Below are 17111 nucleotides of genomic sequence, written 5' to 3'. Positions count from 1 at the left end.
CAATCGTCGTAACCGAAGCAACGACAACGGTAGGCCGAACGGGACGGTCGGCGTGCCCGCGCTCAGACCCGAAACTTTTTCGCGCTCATTCCCGAAAGATCACCGCGCCCAAACCCGCAAGACGGAGACTATCAAATACAGGCGCGGGGCTCCTCCATTGCCTCCTCGGCGAACCGACTGTACTGCTCGAGCGTCCAGAATCGCATCTCGTTCGCGCGCCTCCTCCCCATGCTCCCCGCCTTCGCCGCCGGGTTGACCTTGAGCCCGTAGTACCGCACCGCATGGGAGAAGATGGCGGTGAGCTGGTTCTGTATGGTCTTGAGGTAGGTCTGGGAGTACGGCCTCCCCGACCTCTCCCCCTCCCGCATGACGGCGTTCTGCCACTTCACGATGTCCCTCGGCCCTATCTCGTTCATGGGCTTGTTGGCGAAGTACGGGAGGATCTTGTCCTTGATTATGTAGTCCTTGGTGATCCACGTGTTGAGCTTGAGCCTCGGCCTCCTGTCCTCCTCGTAGGCGCGGACGAACTCACCCAGCGTCATCGTGAGGTCTCCGGACGCGCTCGCGAGGAACTCCCGCTCCCACGCGAGCGCCTCCCTCTTCGTCTTGAAGCCCCTCTTCAGCTTGCGCCTCGCCTCCCCCTGCCAGTCGGTGTAGCGGACGTGGGCGCACCACTTCCCCGTCTTCTTATCCTTGTAGGCGGACATCTCACGCACCCCTCTCGGACGTTCGCGGCTCCCCGTAGAGCCGCTCCTCGTAGTACTTCCTGCTGACGCGCCCGGCGATGGTGAGGTATCCCCTTTTCCTGAGCTCCTCGTTCATGTCCCTGATGATCCGGTAGGCGTGGGACCTCGAAACGTCGAGGTCGCTCTGGACTTCCTCGACTGTCACGAACATCGAGCTGGCCATATCCGCTCCCTTCTCTCTCGGCCTCGCCGGTCGACGAGGTACATGGTGCGGGCGGGGGCGCGCGGTCGCCACGGTGCGACCGCGCCGGTCGCACCCTTGACAGGGCTACGCGCCCGCCCCCTTCTCGACGAAGTAGTCGTATCCGGCACGGGAACCGCAGTACGCGCACGACTCCCCCGACTTCTGCCCCGGGTCCACGCGCGTGACCTCGTACCCGCCGTCGCTGCGGAACGTTCGGGCGCACCGCCCGCAGAGGGTCATGACGTCGGCCGTCCCCCTAAGGCCGAGGCTCACCGCGATCGCCGCGTCCACGCGCCGCATGAGCGCCCGGTCGAGCGTGCCGATCGACCGCAGGAGCCGGGACTTGTCGATCGTCCTGATCTGCTCGAGCATCACCGTCGACCCCGCCGTCGCGCCGACGCCCGCGGGAAGCGCGACGTGCGTCGGCAGTCCCGGCTTGCACCTGCTCGTGAGCGCCGCGACGATGACCGTCCCCGCGTGCCGGTTGCCGGCGTTGTTCTGGATTACGAGCACCGGTCGCACACCCCCTTGCTCGCAGCCCACCACGGGATCGAGGCCCGCGAGGTACATCTGGCCGCGCTGAATCCCATCCACAAGTAACCACCTCCGCCCCTTTCTGTCTGAAGATGTATGTACGGTCGCGGGGCAATCGCGCCCGCGACCGACAACGCCGCGCAACGCGGCTCCCGTCCGCCCCCGAGGGCCCTCATCGCGTGGCGCGCTCATGCCCTTTCCGTTGCGGACGGGTATGCGGTTCTCAAGGTCCGTGAGGGGAGCGCCCCCTCATCCATACGGACAGGGGGCGCTCAGGAGGGGAAGCCCTCGGGGAGGATTTCTTTCATCTTTCTCCTCGCCTTCGCGAGGCTGCACTTGACGGCGCGCTCGGAGCACTCCCCGTCAGGGCGATCTCCCTGACGGGGAGCTGGGCGACCGCGTGCATGAGGAGGCGGCGGAGCTGCACGGCGGGAAGCTGGGCCAAAGCCGCAACGAGCTCGCCCTTCCGGCACTTGCTCAGGAGGTCGAATCCCGGCTCCGACTTCGGGCCGGCGGATGGGACAAATGAATCCATCGCGTCGAGGCTGAGCGTGTGCCTGGCCTCCCTGCGCTCGATCCGCCATGTCTCGCGCTGCATGTCCCTGAGGGCGCTGGCGACCTCATCCGTCACCTCGACGGAGACTCTCGCTCCGCCGGGGAAGGCCACGGTGACGGAGGCGCCGCATGCACCACGTCGGACGGAATCGTGGGAGTGCTCCATCCTGCCCCTCTTTCTTTGAAGAGAGGCACGGGACACAAAAAGACGGCCCCTCTTGCCTTTACGGACAAAAAGGGCCGCTCAGGGGAAGCCTGCCGGCACCGCTTTTTGAGTGAATTGGCCTAACCGGGCAGAGCCGGAACGCGTGGAAAACGCCTCGGGAGCATGCCGGCGATACCATCCCCTAGCTGGGGCGCTGGCCAGGGGCTATGTGGGCCGGGGCGGTGCGCCCCGGCCCGCGTCTCCCCACGAAGACCGTGTGCTATGCGCCCGTTGCGCGCTGGGAGATGCTCCAGCCGAGGCTCTCGGCCTGGATGCGGACGAGGCGGGCGTAGAGGCCGCCCGCGGCCATGAGCTCGTCGTGCGTGCCCCGCTCGGCCACGCGGCCGTCGTCGAGCACCACGATGGGGCGCTCAACGAGATCGCGCGCACGAACCCTGCGCCCCGCGGGCGGGGTTCGTCTACGAGGGGGCGGCGAGGATACTGCTCGGCTCCCTCGTCGGCACCGCCGCCGTGACCCTGCCCGAGGACCGCCGGGCGCGGGTCGGGATCCTCGCCGCCATGGAGCTCGCGAACTCACGTTGGCGCGATGGCGCGAGCCAGGAGGAGGCGACATCGGTCGCCGGCATGGGAGTTACCAGGTTCAAAAGCCTCTTCAAGCAGGCGACCGCAGGCACATCCGGTAATCGGAACCCCTCGGATGCCGCGGCGCGCCACACTTTGCTCGCCCTATCGCACCAGCCCTTCCCCTCAGGCACAACCCGCTACAAGAACAGCGCGCTCACGTGGTAGACGACGTACCCCAATAGCAGAGAGCAGCAGATGTAGAAGAGCGCCGTGATGACAGTCCACTTGGTCGAGTGCACCTCACCCCAGGTCGCCGACACGCTCGCCGCGCACGGCATGTTGAACGTGAACGCGAAGATGAACGCGAGCGCCTCGGGAGCCGAGATGGCCTGCGCCATGACCTCGCCGATGTTCGACGCCGCGGCGGCGGCGCCGGTCATGACGCCCACGAGCACGGCGTTGGGCGTCGCGGCACCCGTGAAGAGCCCCGAGAGCACCCCGAGCGCGGACTCCTTGAGCACGAGGGCGCACAACCACGCGGTGAACGTCTGCCAACCCATGCCGAAGAAGCGCGTGACCGGCTCGATGGCGGTACCGAGCGCGTAGAGCACCGACCCCTCGACGCTGCCGGTCGCGGTGTAGGTAAGCGCCCAAATCGCGAAGGCGAAGAGGGCGACGACCCGGATGGCTCGCACGAACATCTGTCGACTCTTGAGCAGGGCGCCGCGCGCGACGTTGCCCAGATGCGGCCGATGGTACGGCGGAAGCTCCATGACCATGCCCGCACGCTCGCCCTCCGCCACCAAGCGCGGGCCGAACACCCTGCCCACGAGCCACATGATGAGAATCGTCACGGCGAAGATGCCCACGATCACGAGCGGCGCGCCGGCCACGCCGAAGAACGCCACGGCGAGCACCGGAACCACGCCCCAGGTCGAGCCGCACGGGATGGCCCAGGCCATCATCACCGTGAGCATGCGCTGACCCCACGAGTCGATGACGCGCGAACCCGACACGCCGCCCATCGTGCAGCCGAGGCACATGAGGAAGGGCATGAGCGACTTGCCCTGCAACCCGAAGCGCGCCATGGTGTGGTCGAACACGTAGGAGATGCGCGCCATGTAGCCCGCCTCCTCGTAGAGGCCGAACACAAGGTTGATACCGAAGACGTAGCCCACCATCATGGTGCCGAAGCACAAACTGTTGAACACCACGCCCGCGAGGAAGCTGCCCAGAACATCGGGGGCGCCCGCCTGCGCGAGCGCGCCCGCCACGACCTGCCCGAGCGACGAGATGGCGCCGCCGAGCATCATGATGGGAATAGCCGGCACGAACGCCAGGATGAACCCGAGCAAGATCATGCCGATGGTGATGGGCTTCGACCAGCGCGAGCCCGTGACCACGCGATCGAAGCGCGAAAGCGCGTGCGGGCGCGCGGGCGCCTCCGCCGCTCCGTCGAGCAGCCCCTCGATCCAGGCGAACTTCGCTGCGGCCGTGCCCTGGATCGTGTCGGGGGCGGCAGCGATCCCCTCGCGCAGGCGCGCACCATCCACGACGGAACGCTCGCGCACCGTGCGTGCAAGCGCGTCAAGCAGCGCGCCATATCCCTCGGGGCGCGAGGCGACGAGCGGCACCACAGGAACGCCCAGCCGCTGCGCGATAAGGACGGCGTCGATCCGCTTGCCCTGGTTCTCGGCGACGTCCATGAGGTTGAGAGCGAGCAGGCACGGCTGCTCCGGGCACGCCGCAACGAAGTCGGCGAGCATGTAGAGGCTTCGCTCGAGCTGCGACGCGTCGGCCATCACGAGCACGATGTCGGCAGCGCCCGATGCGAGGTAGTCGCGCGTCACCTCCTCTTCGGGCGAGTTGGCCGCGAGCCCGTACGAGCCGGGGAGGTCGACGACCTGGAACGCCGTGCCGCCGCGCTCGAACGTCCCCTCCTTCCGCTCCACGGTCTTGCCGGGCCAGTTGCCCACGTGCTGGCGCGCCCCCGTGAGCCCGTTGAAGAGCGTCGACTTGCCCGAGTTGGGCTGGCCGAGCAGCGCGACCGTGACGCCGCCCGCCGCCTTGCGGGCGGCGGGCGCCTTCGCGCCTCCCGCCGCGGGGCAGGAAGCCGCACATCTCTCGCAGCTCATGCGACCACCTCCACCTCGATGCGCACGCAGTCGCCGCGATCGAGCGCCACGTCGCTGTCGCGCACGTGCACGAGCACGGGCCGGTTCTTGACGTTTTGCAGGACCTCGACGGCGCATCCCTCCGTCAGCCCGATGGCCGTGACGCGCGAGACGAACCGGTCGTCGCCGGATACGGATGCGATACGGGCAGAAAGCCCCGTCGCCACATCGCATAATCTCATGGAATCGCTCCTTTCCTTAAACGGGCATGACGCCCGCGGCCACCAAAGTAAGCCTGGAACGTATGCCCCCTCAACTCCGCGATGTAGGTTCAGCTCCAAATCTCATCAAGTTAGATAAAATAAACTTTTGAGACGAATGGGGCTGGACTGCGCGAACGGGAGATAGCCTATGGGGAACGCACCCTTCACCGATACGGAGAGCAACCGGGGGACGCGCCTGCGCGTCGCCTCCGGCGTCGAGCTCGTCCAAGACGCCGACGGCGTCTACGAGCTGGTGCTGTCGCACCCGGTCGGGAGCGGGTGCATGCGAGGCCGCCCCCTGTCGCGCGACCTGTTCGTCGCCAACGTCGACTTCGCGTGCGAGCGGTGCCCCAACGTCCCAGAGGCCCCGTCCGTCCCCCTCCCCGCGTTCTCGCGGGGCAAATGGCTGACGATAAACCTGTGCCACGAGGGCCGCTGCGAGGTCGACGTCCCGAGCGGGGGTCTGGCGACGGTCTCGGCCGGCGAGGTGTGCATCAGCTGCTCGCAGGAGCGCCCCGCCGAGTTCCGGTACCCCTCGGGACGCTACCGGGGCGTCGAGGTGTTCGTGAACACGCGTATCGCTCGATCGCCGCTTTTCTCGCTGCTCGATGACGAGGATGCCGTCGAGGCCATCGCGCGACAGGCGGGCAGCGCCGCCGTGCTCAGCGGCGACGGCGAGCTCAACGGGCATATGAGACGCATCGCCGCCCTCGTCGAAGCACCCGACAGGGCTCTGGCCACCTACGAGGTTCTCGGCTTGCTGCTTGGCCTCCAACGTCGCGACCTCTCCTGCGCCAGACCCCGCTTCATCCTCACACGCACCCAGATGCGCATCGTTGCCGCCGTGCACGACGAGCTCGAGGGCTCTCTCGACTGCGCCCACGACGCCCGCGTGCTAGCGTCGGCGTTCGGTGTGAGCGCGGCGACACTCAACCAGTACTTCTCGCGGGCATACGGGAGCACTGTCGCGGGGTACCTCCGCAAGCGGCGCATGGAGGTCGCCGCCGCCCTGCTTGCCAGGGGAGCGCGCGTCGCCGAAGCCGCCGTGCGCGTCGGCTACGCGAACCCGAGCAAGTTCTCCTCCGCGTTCAAGAGGGAATACGGAACCGCACCGAGCGAGTGGAGGCGGCGTCGATTCGGCGAGAGGGAGGGCGTTCACGAAGTCAAGGGGGAGTTCTAGGAACGCTGACGCGCGGCGGCTTGCCGGCGGCATGGTCACCGAGCCGAATCATTTTTGACCCCGGGATACTCAAGCCCGTTCGGGCAGGGGCCGAACGGGCTTGAGCGACCTTCAATCCCCGTCGGTCAACAAGGCCCTCATCCGCCTCCGTGCGCGCGCAAGGCTGTACTTCACCGCCCGCTCGGAGCAGCCCTCGCGACGGGCGATCTCCCTGACGGGGGGCTGGGCGACCGCGTGCATGAGGAGGCGGCGGAGCTGGACCGCCGGGAGCCGGGATAGCGCCGCGGCGAGCTCGTCCGTCCGGCAGCGCCTCATGAGAGCGATTCCCGGATCCGACTCCGGCCCGGTTGACGCGGCGGACGTGAATCTGAATCTACCCCGATTCCGTTTACACCCCTACGCCGCCTTCTCGCTCGGGAGCACCAGCTCCCGCTGCATGTTCGCGTCCACCATGGCGACGACCGCCTCGTCCTCGCTCATATTCCGTATTATGGCGAGAACCTCCGAGAGCCCCGCGAGCTCCGCCGCGCGCTTGCGGCGGTGGCCGCTCACGAGCTCGTATCGGCCGTCCCCCTTCGGGCGCACCACGACGGGCGTGAGCACGCCGCGCTCGGCGACGTTGGAGGCCAGGTCGGCCATCTCCTCGTCGTCGCGAACCCGGAACGGATGGTCGGGGAACGGGTTATGGCGCCGAGGGGGAGCTCGGAGACCTTCTCGCGCGCCGCCTCGTCCCGCTCCTCCTGCGTGGTGAACAGGTCATCGACCGACGGGAGGCTGATGGGAATCTCTCGACTTCGGGCCAACCCCGCTCACCTCCCTCGCGAGGCGTGCGTAGGCCCGCGCGACCTTTCCCGAGGCGTCGTAGGCGAACACGCTCTTCCCGTGCGCGCTGCTCTCGGCGGCCTTTACGGCGACGGGGACGGTTGCCTCGTACACGCGCAGGGCCTCCCCGTACGAGCCCCGGATGCTCCTCTCGACCTGACGGGCGAGGTTGGTGCGCGCGTCGACGAGCGTGAGCAGGACGCCCTCGATGCGGAGGGAGGGGTTGATGTGCCGCCGCACGCGGTTCACGGTCTTGACGAGCTGGGTCATCCCCTTCGCCGGGAGGTACTGGGCCTGCACCGGGACGACCACCCCGTCCGCCGCCGTGAGCGCGTTGATGGTCATCATCCCGAGCGACGGAGGGCAGTCGATGATCGCGAAGTCGTACCCGCGCTTCGCGCGGTCGAGCCACGAGCGCATGGCGTGCTCGCGGCTCATGGCGTTCACGAGCGCCACCTCCGTCCCCGAGAGCTCGATGTTGGCGGGCATCAGGTCCACGCCCTCCGCATGGCTCAGGATGCCCGCGCGGCAGGGGAACGGCTCGTCGAGGACCGCTCGCTCGAGATGGGTGGCGAGCGTCACCTCGAGCTCGTCCGGGTTCCACCCGAGCGATGTGGTGAGGTCCCCCTGCGGGTCCGCGTCGACGAGCAGGACGCGCTTGCCGCGCATCGCGAGGGCGACGCCCAGGCTCGCCGCCGTCGTGGTCTTGCCCGTCCCTCCCTTCTGGTTCGCTATCGCCAGGACCTTGCACGGGCACATGGCTCCCACGCTCCTTCCGATTGTCTTTGGGCTCAGATACGGCAACGCCGTCCGAGCGAGGAGTCCGAGGCCCCCGACCGCCCGGTGCAGCGGGGAACGGGCACATCCCCTCGCCGTCCGCACCGCCCGTTCCCCCGGCAGAGGGGGCGCGCGGCGCCTCCGCCGCGCCAACCGCACACGAGAGGTCGCCGACGGCCCTGCCGCCCGGCGCGCTCTCTCCATACGCCCCATCGATCCAGCCTCCTCGGTCGCGCACAAACAAAGGAGCCCCGGCGACCGCTCGCCGGGGCTCCCCCTGATACCTATGAGACGCAATCGGACGCGCGGCATCGTTTTGTCATCACCGCGCCGTGCGTCGAGATGAAAACAGGCTATCTACCTGCTGTTTCTTTCCCTGTGTTATCCATATTCTCCTATTCCCACTCAATGACTAATCCAGTCCGAGTACTGTCGATGCGTGTCGTGTCGTACCGCCTAAGGGCTGATTCGTGCGCAATTTGGGCGAATCAGGCCCTTGATTCGCGATTTCGGGAATGACTCAATTGATTCGCAAAACCGCAGGTTGCTCCTTTAATCACTCCCTGATTTCCGCCGGGTTTCGTAGCGGATGGCGTGAAAAGGGGTGATTCAAAGGGTCGGAGAGATGCCTATAGCGCAATCATCTGGTATTGGCGCGGTGAGGGACTTCTCGCCTCCATCAGTCTAAATCGTCAAGCTCCGAAAGACGTCGAGCTAGAGAAAAGGACCTATTTCCCGTCATGGATTGGGTTTACCAGCATGACTAGAGCCCTGGTGTAATTGGCTGGATCACCGTTCCGGGAACCGGTATCGACCTACCTGTCCGCCAAGCTCCTTCTTCAGCTCCAGCCTAGTATCTGACTCGCGCCGTTATAAGCGAAAGCCGAAGAGATGCATCTTAGCCAAGATAATACGGTTAGCCTTAACTTGCCGCATGATTCGTGTGTTATAGTTAGATGTCTCTAACTTTTTGGGGGCGATAGCCATGCACGAACGCAAGGACTTCTGGGACAAGAATGCCGGTCGGTACGACCGATTCATACGAAACGACCGGGCGGCGTATGAGAAGATGTATGGGCTGATCCGGCCGGTGGTGAAAGCAAAAACCGTGCTGGAGGTTGCCACCGGCACGGGGCTTATCGCAAAGAGCATCGTGAACGCGGCGGCGCATATCGAGGCTACGGACGCTTCTGCAAAGATGATCCTTGAAGCAAGGCGGGACAATCAATCCGCAAAGCTGCACTTTTCCGTACAAGATATATTCCGCCTGCCCTATGCACAGAAGTCCTTCGAAGTGGTGATCGCGTCCAACGCGCTTCACATAGTGCCGCATCCGGAAAAGGCACTGCAAGAAATCAGGCGGGTACTGAAGGACGACGGCGTGCTCATCGCGCCAACCTTCACCCACGCGGGAAACTCGATTTCCGGCAAGGCAAAAGCCTTTTTCATGAGTATGGCGGGATTCCCCCTCCACAGCAGATGGACAAGCGAGGAATACCTACGTTTCCTGCGTCAAAACGGCTGGGCGGTGCGGAAAAGCGCGGTGCTGAAGGCCTCGTTCCCGTTGACCTATGCGGAATGCACGAAATCGGAGGGGCCAGATGTCGTTCTTTGAAAACACCCGCAAGCCCGTGGGCCTCGGCGGAAAACTTATGGTTGCCATGATGAATCTGGGCCACGGCCCTGTGGCGCGGTGGGGACTTCGATTTCTACGACTTGCGCCAAACGCCAAGGTGCTAGATTGCGGCTGCGGCGGCGGGGCAAACATAAAACGGCTGCTGAAAAAATGCCCGCATGGCGTCGTCAAGGGCATCGACTATTCGCCCGTCAGCGTGGAGAAGGCTAGAAAGCTCAACCGAACCGCAATTCAGGAGGGGCGCTGCGCCGTTCTGCAAGGCAGTGTGACGGATATGGTGTTTGAGGATAGCTACTTCGATGCTGCCACGGCCTTTGAGACCGTCTATTTTTGGCCTGATTTACCCCGATGCTTCCGTGAGGTCTGGCGGACGCTGAAGCCGGGCGGGACAATTCTTATCTGCAACGAGAGCAATGGCGATACGGACAAGGACGAGAGGTGGACGCAGATCATCGGCGGCATGACCATCTACAAGGACATTGAATTAAAGGCGTGTCTGGAGCAGGCGGGCTTTCACGAGGTGCAGATACGCAAAAAGAAAAAGTGGCTCTGCGTCACGGCACGGAAGTAAGGACACCAAGCACGGGCATTTTTGCATCCATCCTGCACATGGCGATAGGCATGACGGTCATAGCAGCTGTGCTGGCGGCAATTATGACAGTTTTTATTCACTGAGGAACAAACCTATGAAATGTAAAATTGAGAAAAACACCGTGCAGGAGACGCTGATCCTCCCGCTGTATTCCCGGAAGCTGTGTACGGAGCTGTACCCGAACCTTTACAGGGATGAAACAGCGGTTCGTCTGCTCGACCAGATTGACTACGACTTTTCAGAGGCAGAGAAAAACTCCCGCAGCCTGATGCAGCGCTTTGGTGCGCTGGAGGTGGCCATGCGGCAGAGTGATCTTGCTTTCGAGGTGCGGGATTACCTGAAAGGCCACCCCAATGCGGCGGTGGTCAATCTGGGCTGTGGGCTGGACAACACCGGCAGAACCTGCGACAACGGTAGATGCAAGATCTACAATCTGGACTTCCCGGATGTGATTGCCTTGCGGCAGCAGCTACTGCCCGCCGGGAATCGAGAACAAAATATCCCCTGTGACCTGAAAGACACCGCATGGTTTAGCAAAATCGATGCCTCCGGCGGGGTGGTGTTCTTTGCCTCCGGGGTGTTCTATTACTTTCTGACCCAGCAGGTCCGGGAACTGGTGCGGGGGATGGCGGACGCTTTCCCCGGCGGTGTGCTGGTCTTTGATGCTGCCAATCGGACGGCAGTAAAGATGATCGCAAAAACATGGCTTAAGACTGCAAATATCAAGGATGTGAGGGCATATTTTGCGGTTTCGGATGCCGCCAAGGAAATCGGCACGTGGAACAGCCGTCTGCAGGTCACAAGTCGCGGCTATATGCTGGGTTACAACGATTTGAGAGACCCTTCTGTCAGCGGCTTTTTCCGGTTTCTCGCAAGGGTCGGTGACAACGGGATGAAAATGCAAATCGTGAAAATAAGATTTTGAGAGGCAAAAATGAAGCGCATTCACTTTGACGTTGAAGAAGACGGCTTTTACGGCGCATATTGAGCGTGCTAGGACACACATACAGCAGCGGGCACGGATTCGATTGAAACCGTGCCCGCTATCAGATACTATATTATTTTATCGAACGTCTGTTCTATTCCCACTCGGTGGTTATAGTTTTGCCGTCTCGTCACTCCAGTTGCACCCAGTTTTCGGCGGCATCTCGAAGTGAGTGCCGCTGAATGACGCGACGTCGCGTTTCATCGGCTTCGGGGACAAAAGCTGGGACAACTTCAAAAACCATTTTCAAACTCAGAGTATTGAGTTTTTATTTTTGTCCCAAGGGGCACGGAGAGCCGCCTTTGGAGGCTCGATATCGCCGAAAAACGCCCGTTTTGAAACTCAACCGCCTTTGAGCCTGCAAACCACCAGCTTCAACAGTAAGTGAGTCGACGCGGGTGGCTTACGAGCCGTTCACAAAACCGCAGGCCACAGGTCTTTGTCAACGATAAGCAAAGTGAATAGTCTCAGGTGGCTTGCCCATGAGTTGGCGTAAGCCTGTTTAGCAAAAGGCTAATCGGACACGACAGGCCGCCCGCATGGCGACGGCGTTTCCCGTGCGGGCACAAACAGCCCTGCGTGCCCTGTCGCGCGATATCCCAATGCGACGTTCAGAACCCTACCCGCCAAGCAGCCACCTCGCGAAATTCAGCACGAGCACGCCCTCCCGGGTATGGGGCTCATGCCTCGTGCGAGTGATGAGAATCTTCGGGAATGCATCCCCGATGGATAGAATCGGCGCAATCTCCCTCTCGAGCGTCGAATCGGCGCCGATATCGTCGCTCACATACACTTTCCTTCCCGGTTTCGAAACTTGGAAGGCAGTATGCGCAAGGATGCGTCGAGGTGCGATCCCAGTCGTACCATGCCAGCAGAGATGTCGAGGCACATTCGTTCATGCTGCAATGCGGGCATCGGAGATGAAAAACAGCCCGTCGGGTAGTCATGGGCGTGCGGGAGCCCGCATCAGTAACCTGCCTCCTCGGTTGTCCCTTCTTTGCATGGTCGTCTACATAAAGGAGGAACCAGCCATGCAGATCAGCATGCTTGCCCTTCTTGGGTCACGGACCGGGGAGGCGAGGGCCTCCGTCGGGACCGCCCCGAGCAACCGGCATATCCAAGGAATGACAAGGCTCGATCGCTGTGCTGGTCAGGATGCCGAAGCGGGCCGTCCGCCAATCGGAATGCGGGTCAGGATGCTGCAACGTGATTCCAGCTGCAGGATACGGCTCCTTTGCGGTTGCCGCAAAACCTGCTGGCAACATTCTTACTATCCGAATGATGTACGCATCCCTTGGGATCGTTTCGCCTGACCAGGGCCATCTTCAGCGCCTCATCGGCCAGCTCGGCAGGCGCCTCTTCCACGCGTAATAGCCCTGGCGGGTCACCTATGCAACCAAAGATACAAAAGGAATCGAATGGCCAGAGAGGATTGCCCTTACCGATGCTCGATTCTTGACAGGCAAACTCAAGCCTCGTTAATATTACATGGTTTGCCAGACCGAATTAACAAAGGAGGGGTGTCGTGGTTGGTCTTTTCCGCACGTGGATGAGCGCCTAGAAAGCGGCGCTGTTGTGGCGTCGCGCTGTTTTTCTGCACGCCATTTCACGATTGGACATAACCATGATATTTGAAACCTCTCGGGGTAGGTCTGTTCTGCTGTGCCATTCATGGCAATTCAAGCTTTGTTTCGTATGGGGCGGGGAGCTCGTTTCGACATTGACGAGTTCGATTCTCCAAATGGGTCTTATTTGGCATCTCGCCCTCACGACAGGGTCGTCTTCTCTCCTCTCCTTAGCATCGCTGGCAGGCTTTCTGCCGATTGCTTTGTTCGGAATCCTTGCGGGCGCCGTTGTCGACAGACTGCCTTTGAAACGTGTCCTCATCGGCGCCGACCTCTTCATTGCCGCGGTGGGTGCCGCCTTGGCGATTGCCTCGTTGGCCGGCAGCTTACCTGCATGGCTAATTCTCATCGCCCTGTTTCTCCGTGCAGTTGGTACTTCGTTCTACACGCCAGCCTCCCAATCTCTCACGCCCCATCTCGCCCCGCCAGAGCATCTCGTTCGCCTATCGGGGGTGACTCAGGCGATTCAGTCCGGCGGATACATTCTTGGCGCCGCGCTTGCAGCAGTGATTTATCCCGTGGCGGGCATTACCGCTATGATTGTCCTCGACGTGCTGGGAGCGCTTTTCGCTTCTTTAGCCGTCCTCGCCGCACAGATAGACGCAGGGGGCCTCGATGAAGCCGACCGCAGCTTGTCCTTTTCCAATAAGGTTCGAGAGCTCTTCTCTGAGATTTCGGACGGCTACAAGCTGATTAGGGAGTACAGGGGGCTGTTCGCCCTTCTTTGGTGCGGGTTCGTCTTCGCTTTCGCGTTCTCTCCGCTCGCGGCATTGTTCCCAATAATGACCTTGGGGCATTTTGGCGGTAGCACGGGGGATGCCGCTTTGGTGGAAATCCTTTTTTCTGCAGGCATGCTGGCTGGGTCCGGCATTTTGGCGGCCACGGGAGGGTTCCGCAATAGGTCGTTCACCATGGTCGCCGCGATTGCCGGCTTCGGCATTGCCGCAATCGTATCCGGATCGCTCGGCCCGTCATTGTTCGCTGCTTTCCTGCCGGTGAGCTTTCTTATGGGCGCATGCTCCCCGTTGTACGCGGGAACCCAGACTGCCCTTATGCAGGAGCAGATACCTCCTGAGTACCTAGGCCGCGTTTTCGGCCTCTACGGAACCATCATGGCGTGGGCCATGCCCATGGGCCTCGCAGCCCCCTCCGTTTTTGCGGATCTGCTTGGAGCTCCGTTATGGTTCGTCGGCTCTGGAGCGACCATGGTACTGCTTGCGATGGCTATGCTGCTTGCTCCGAGCGTCCGAAACGCGGGGAAAAGAGATACCGGGCAGATTCAATAGCCCAAGTATTCGAAAAAAAGAGGCAGCAGCCATCGGTTCAAGCGTCAGCCTTCAAGCCCTTGCGACGACGAGGTATTGCACCGACATTCCGCATCGCGCTCCTTATTCGTCGCCAACTATCATTTTCGGATTTGCCGGCTTGCGCAAGGTCAAAACGCTCGCGCCGGCAATTGGGCAAAGGCGAAAAATCGACGTGAGCAATCTTTTTTGGCATGGCTGCGCTTCCAGTAAAACGCTAATACACAAAAGGCGGTTCAACCTATGGAACTCATAGTCAAAGCTAAAGACATCTTTTTGGAATATGCCGGCCGCGATATCCTAGATATCGAAGAGTTGGAAATCTACTCCTACGATTGCATCGGCTTGGTGGGAGACAATGGCGCAGGCAAAACCAGCCTGCTTAAAATTCTGAGCGGCAATCTTACCATTGCGGACGCCGACGTCAGGCGCTTCGGCAGCATTGCCCTCATCGGCCAACTCGATGAACTCGACCTTGATGCGGCTCAGGACAGTGGTGAGATGCTCTCCCGTCTCAACGTCGCCGGAGTGGCGCAGGAGACGATGAGCGGCGGGGAGGAAACACGCGCCAAGATTGCCTCTGCACTCTCCCAGCATGCAAGCGCGATCTTCGCCGACGAGCCTACGAGCCACCTCGACCAAGACGGCATCCGCCTTCTCGTCGGACAACTCAAGGCATTTGATGGGGCTCTGCTCATCGTGAGCCATGACCGTCATTTTCTCGACCAGGTGGTAGACAAGATCTGGGAGCTCAAAGACGGCGGTATTTCCGAATTCTGGGGTGACTACTCCGACTATCTGCGACAGAAAGAAGAAGAGCGCAAAGCTCAGGCGACTCGATACGAAGAGGCGATGCGCGAGCGCGATCGCCTCGAAGCCGCCATCGAAAAACAACGGAAAAAAGCACGGCAGGTCGACGCCAAGCGGAAGGCTGCGAAAAAAAGCAACGAGTATGCAGGTCGATTGGGGCATCAGAAAGCAACCGGCACCAAACAGAAGAGGATGTACCAGGCGGCTAAGGACATGGAGAAGCGCCTCGAAGCGCTCGAAGGGATTGAGGCCCCAGATAGCATTCGCGCCGTGCGGTTCCGCCAGAGCAAGGCCCTGGAACTGCATAGTAAATTTCCCATCTCGGCAGACGATTTCAGCTTGAGCTTCGGCAACTGCATGCTCTATGACCACGCGAAATTCGAGATACCGCTCGGTGCCAAAGTGGCCATCACCGGTGGCAACGGTACAGGAAAGACCAGCCTGCTGAAGGCAATCGCTCGACGCGCCGACGGTATCAACATCTCTCCCAAGGCAGAGATCGGTTACTTCGAGCAAACAGGCTACAAGTTCGACGCCCGTCAGTCTGCGATCTCGTTCATGCAGGATGGTTGCGAGTACAGCATGACCGAAATTCGAGGCATCCTCGCCTCTATGGGAATCGGACCGCGCGACCTGACAAAGGACGTTGGCGTTCTCTCGGGAGGCGAAGTCATCAAGCTGCTACTCGCGAAGATGCTGCTGGGCAGATACAACATCTTGCTCATGGACGAGCCTGGAAATTACCTGGACATCAAGAGCGCCGAAGCCCTCGAGCAGATGATGAGCGCCTATGCCGGAACGATAGTGTTCGTCTCCCACGATAAGAGGCTGGTCGAGAACGTCGCAGACATTGTCTACGAAATAAAGGACACCAAGCTAGTCAAAATCTTTCAGCGCGAATAGCCCTAAATGAGCAAGAAATAATCCCCGAACGGAGACAAGGGAGTAAAACGGCAAAGAAAGAGCCTCCGTCCCAACGCAGGGAACGGAGGCTCTTTAATCGCTTTTACTCATCTCCGTCGCTGGTGGCTTTGTCATGACTCTTGTACGAAACGAAACTCAGCGGCACAGTGCGGCACTCAAAATCGCAGGTCAGAACCCTATCGGCCTACTCCCACTCGATGGCTTCAGTTTTACTGTCCCGACATTCCAGTTGTCCTCAGTTTTCGATGCCGTCTCAAACCGAGTGCCGCCAAGTAACACTATGTCGTGTTTCATCGGCTTCGGGGACAAAAGCCGGGGCAATCTCAAAAACTCATTCCAAACTCGGGGCTTTGAGTTTTCGTTTTTGTCCCAAAGGGCACGGCGGACAGCCTTTAGAGGTTCGATATCGACGAAAACGCCCGCTTTGAAACTCAAGTGCCTTTTCGTGTGCGAGCCGCCAGCTGCAATAGGAAGTGAATCAACGCAGGCGCCTTTCAAGCAGTTTGCAAAACTGCAGGTTGCAGGCCTTCATTGCTAGTAGGGGAAATGAGTAGTCTCAGGTGGCTTGCCCATGAGTTAGCGAGCAGGTTGGGGCTTCGTTGTTGGCGCAATCACTTCGTGCACACTCGAAAGGTCTGTTTAACTTCAGACAGGGCGCCAGTGCCTACGCGCAGTGGCGCAGATGATGGGCAGCAAGAGACAAGCATCTGCTGCCGCCCATCAGAAAGCATCGTACAGGCCATACCACACGTCGGTGTAGATGAAGTCGGCGCCCTTGATGCACTCGGTTGTCGTCGGAGACCTTGCAGTTCTCCTCGCCGATGGCCATGAGGTCGCCCATCTCCTGCGAAGGCGGGCGAGCCGTAGCTCGCCCGACCTGGTACGTCTTACAGACCGTGCTTACCGAGAGCGGCCATGCGCTCATTGATGGTGGCGCGGTATGCCGCAGCCTTCTGCTCGTCGGGCTCGCTCTGGGGGCACAGAGTGGCCAGGATGGCGCGAATGGAGTGCTTGCGGTTCTCGGCCTCGACCCAGCACAGGGAGCGCTCGGGATCGTCCATGACCTCGTCGACGACTTCCTCGCCACGGTTGGCGGGCAGGCAGTGCATGAACATGCTGTTCGGACCGGCAACGTTCATCATATCCCAGGTCACCTGGTACTTCGGATAGAACACATCCATGTAGCTGGAGCTGGAGACTTCACCTTGATTATCAACTTTATCCGAACACCTCCCACATTCATCCGCACATGTGCGGATGAATGTGGGAACCCGATACCCTGAGGGCCGGATCGGCCGGCCCCGGGAGATCGGAGGACGGCATGTCCGGA

16 protein-coding genes and 1 pseudogene are annotated in these 17111 nt (G+C 61.5%); 6 read left to right on the top strand and 11 right to left on the bottom strand.

Annotated features, from left to right (window positions below; genetic code table 11):
- Positions 1 to 131 precede the first annotated feature (131 nt).
- From FS885_RS09255 to FS885_RS09230, 6 genes are all read right to left on the bottom strand, one after another.
- Positions 132 to 707, bottom strand: coding sequence for a tyrosine-type recombinase/integrase (locus FS885_RS09255; protein WP_144744776.1), 576 nt, complete (start codon positions 705 to 707; stop codon positions 132 to 134).
- A 1-nt stretch (position 708) separates the two neighbouring features.
- On the bottom strand, positions 709 to 909 hold the full coding sequence (locus FS885_RS09250) for a hypothetical protein (RefSeq protein ID WP_144744775.1): 201 nt from the start codon (positions 907 to 909) through the stop codon (positions 709 to 711).
- Positions 910 to 1014: 105 nt separating this feature from the next.
- A complete protein-coding gene (locus FS885_RS10135; protein ID WP_281281402.1) occupies positions 1015 to 1524 on the bottom strand; it encodes a type II toxin-antitoxin system PemK/MazF family toxin in 510 nt (169 codons plus the stop codon).
- A gap of 920 nt (positions 1525 to 2444) precedes the next feature.
- Positions 2445 to 2585 carry a hypothetical protein gene (locus FS885_RS09975; RefSeq protein WP_186365844.1) on the bottom strand — a complete coding sequence of 47 codons (141 nt, stop codon included), beginning with the start codon at positions 2583 to 2585 and terminating at the stop codon, positions 2445 to 2447.
- Between the two features lie 361 nt (positions 2586 to 2946).
- On the bottom strand, positions 2947 to 4884 hold the full coding sequence (feoB, locus tag FS885_RS09235; RefSeq protein ID WP_144744773.1) for a ferrous iron transporter B: 1938 nt from the start codon (positions 4882 to 4884) through the stop codon (positions 2947 to 2949).
- Complete coding sequence (locus tag FS885_RS09230) at positions 4881 to 5105, bottom strand: FeoA family protein (protein ID WP_087185829.1); 225 nt, start codon at positions 5103 to 5105, stop codon at positions 4881 to 4883. Before FS885_RS09230 ends, feoB begins: the two co-directional genes overlap by 4 nt.
- Before the next feature lie 169 nt (positions 5106 to 5274).
- On the opposite strand from FS885_RS09230, the gene FS885_RS09225 reads away from it, so the two are divergent.
- Positions 5275 to 6306 carry a helix-turn-helix domain-containing protein gene (locus FS885_RS09225; RefSeq protein WP_144744772.1) on the top strand — a complete coding sequence of 344 codons (1032 nt, stop codon included), beginning with the start codon at positions 5275 to 5277 and terminating at the stop codon, positions 6304 to 6306.
- A 111-nt stretch (positions 6307 to 6417) separates the two neighbouring features.
- Here FS885_RS09225 and FS885_RS10230 read toward each other — a convergent pair whose 3' ends face one another.
- The 3 genes and pseudogenes from FS885_RS10230 to FS885_RS09210 form a co-directional block, all read right to left on the bottom strand.
- The gene (locus tag FS885_RS10230; protein WP_144744771.1) at positions 6418 to 6621 is read right to left on the bottom strand and encodes a sigma factor-like helix-turn-helix DNA-binding protein; all 204 of its coding nucleotides are present in this window, start codon (positions 6619 to 6621) and stop codon (positions 6418 to 6420) included.
- Between the two features lie 81 nt (positions 6622 to 6702).
- A pseudogene (locus FS885_RS10050) lies at positions 6703 to 6978 on the bottom strand (ParB/RepB/Spo0J family partition protein); the annotation flags it as partial.
- A gap of 84 nt (positions 6979 to 7062) precedes the next feature.
- Positions 7063 to 7887 carry a ParA family protein gene (locus FS885_RS09210; RefSeq protein ID WP_144744770.1) on the bottom strand — a complete coding sequence of 275 codons (825 nt, stop codon included), beginning with the start codon at positions 7885 to 7887 and terminating at the stop codon, positions 7063 to 7065.
- 1003 nt (positions 7888 to 8890) lie between these two features.
- On the opposite strand from FS885_RS09210, the gene FS885_RS09205 reads away from it, so the two are divergent.
- From FS885_RS09205 to FS885_RS09195, 3 genes are all read left to right on the top strand, one after another.
- Positions 8891 to 9520 (top strand): class I SAM-dependent methyltransferase, encoded by a 630-nt coding sequence (locus tag FS885_RS09205; RefSeq protein ID WP_144744769.1) that lies wholly within the window; start codon positions 8891 to 8893, stop codon positions 9518 to 9520.
- A complete protein-coding gene (locus FS885_RS09200) occupies positions 9507 to 10112 on the top strand; it encodes a class I SAM-dependent methyltransferase (protein WP_144744768.1) in 606 nt (201 codons plus the stop codon). Before FS885_RS09205 ends, FS885_RS09200 begins: the two co-directional genes overlap by 14 nt.
- A 115-nt stretch (positions 10113 to 10227) precedes the next feature.
- Positions 10228 to 11058: a class I SAM-dependent methyltransferase gene (locus FS885_RS09195; RefSeq protein ID WP_144744767.1), complete on the top strand. Its 831-nt coding sequence runs from the start codon at positions 10228 to 10230 to the stop codon at positions 11056 to 11058.
- Positions 11059 to 11737: 679 nt separating this feature from the next.
- Here the strand turns inward: FS885_RS09195 and FS885_RS09190 are convergent.
- The gene (locus tag FS885_RS09190) at positions 11738 to 11905 is read right to left on the bottom strand and encodes a hypothetical protein (protein WP_157966984.1); all 168 of its coding nucleotides are present in this window, start codon (positions 11903 to 11905) and stop codon (positions 11738 to 11740) included.
- A gap of 837 nt (positions 11906 to 12742) precedes the next feature.
- Between FS885_RS09190 and FS885_RS09185 the strand changes: the two genes are divergently transcribed.
- The gene (locus FS885_RS09185; protein WP_005987410.1) at positions 12743 to 14029 is read left to right on the top strand and encodes an MFS transporter; all 1287 of its coding nucleotides are present in this window, start codon (positions 12743 to 12745) and stop codon (positions 14027 to 14029) included.
- Between the two features lie 261 nt (positions 14030 to 14290).
- Positions 14291 to 15760, top strand: coding sequence for a ribosomal protection-like ABC-F family protein (gene abc-f / locus FS885_RS09180; protein ID WP_144744766.1), 1470 nt, complete (start codon positions 14291 to 14293; stop codon positions 15758 to 15760).
- Between the two features lie 908 nt (positions 15761 to 16668).
- Here the strand turns inward: abc-f and FS885_RS09170 are convergent.
- Positions 16669 to 16956: a Rossmann-fold NAD(P)-binding domain-containing protein gene (locus FS885_RS09170; RefSeq protein WP_204371245.1), complete on the bottom strand. Its 288-nt coding sequence runs from the start codon at positions 16954 to 16956 to the stop codon at positions 16669 to 16671.
- Positions 16957 to 17111: the final 155 nt, after the last annotated feature.

Source organism: Enorma burkinafasonensis (assembly GCF_902150035.1).
In the GTDB taxonomy this organism is placed as follows: Bacteria; Actinomycetota; Coriobacteriia; order Coriobacteriales; family Coriobacteriaceae; genus Enorma; species Enorma burkinafasonensis.
This window is presented reverse-complemented; position numbering and strand designations above follow the sequence as displayed.

What these genes read in the sequence shown, in the direction of transcription:
- FS885_RS09205 (WP_144744769.1), top strand. Translation starts at nt 8,891, where the DNA reads ATGCACGAACGCAAGGACTTCTGGGACAAGAATGCCGGTCGGTACGAC.
- FS885_RS09210 (WP_144744770.1), bottom strand. Translation starts at nt 7,887, where the DNA reads ATGTGCCCGTGCAAGGTCCTGGCGATAGCGAACCAGAAGGGAGGGACG.
- FS885_RS09255 (WP_144744776.1), bottom strand. Translation starts at nt 707, where the DNA reads ATGTCCGCCTACAAGGATAAGAAGACGGGGAAGTGGTGCGCCCACGTC.
- FS885_RS09225 (WP_144744772.1), top strand. Translation starts at nt 5,275, where the DNA reads ATGGGGAACGCACCCTTCACCGATACGGAGAGCAACCGGGGGACGCGC.
- FS885_RS10230 (WP_144744771.1), bottom strand. Translation starts at nt 6,621, where the DNA reads ATGAGGCGCTGCCGGACGGACGAGCTCGCCGCGGCGCTATCCCGGCTC.
- abc-f (WP_144744766.1), top strand. Translation starts at nt 14,291, where the DNA reads ATGGAACTCATAGTCAAAGCTAAAGACATCTTTTTGGAATATGCCGGC.
- FS885_RS09185 (WP_005987410.1), top strand. Translation starts at nt 12,743, where the DNA reads ATGATATTTGAAACCTCTCGGGGTAGGTCTGTTCTGCTGTGCCATTCA.
- feoB (WP_144744773.1), bottom strand. Translation starts at nt 4,884, where the DNA reads ATGAGCTGCGAGAGATGTGCGGCTTCCTGCCCCGCGGCGGGAGGCGCG.
- FS885_RS09250 (WP_144744775.1), bottom strand. Translation starts at nt 909, where the DNA reads ATGGCCAGCTCGATGTTCGTGACAGTCGAGGAAGTCCAGAGCGACCTC.
- FS885_RS09230 (WP_087185829.1), bottom strand. Translation starts at nt 5,105, where the DNA reads ATGAGATTATGCGATGTGGCGACGGGGCTTTCTGCCCGTATCGCATCC.
- FS885_RS09200 (WP_144744768.1), top strand. Translation starts at nt 9,507, where the DNA reads ATGTCGTTCTTTGAAAACACCCGCAAGCCCGTGGGCCTCGGCGGAAAA.
- FS885_RS09195 (WP_144744767.1), top strand. Translation starts at nt 10,228, where the DNA reads ATGAAATGTAAAATTGAGAAAAACACCGTGCAGGAGACGCTGATCCTC.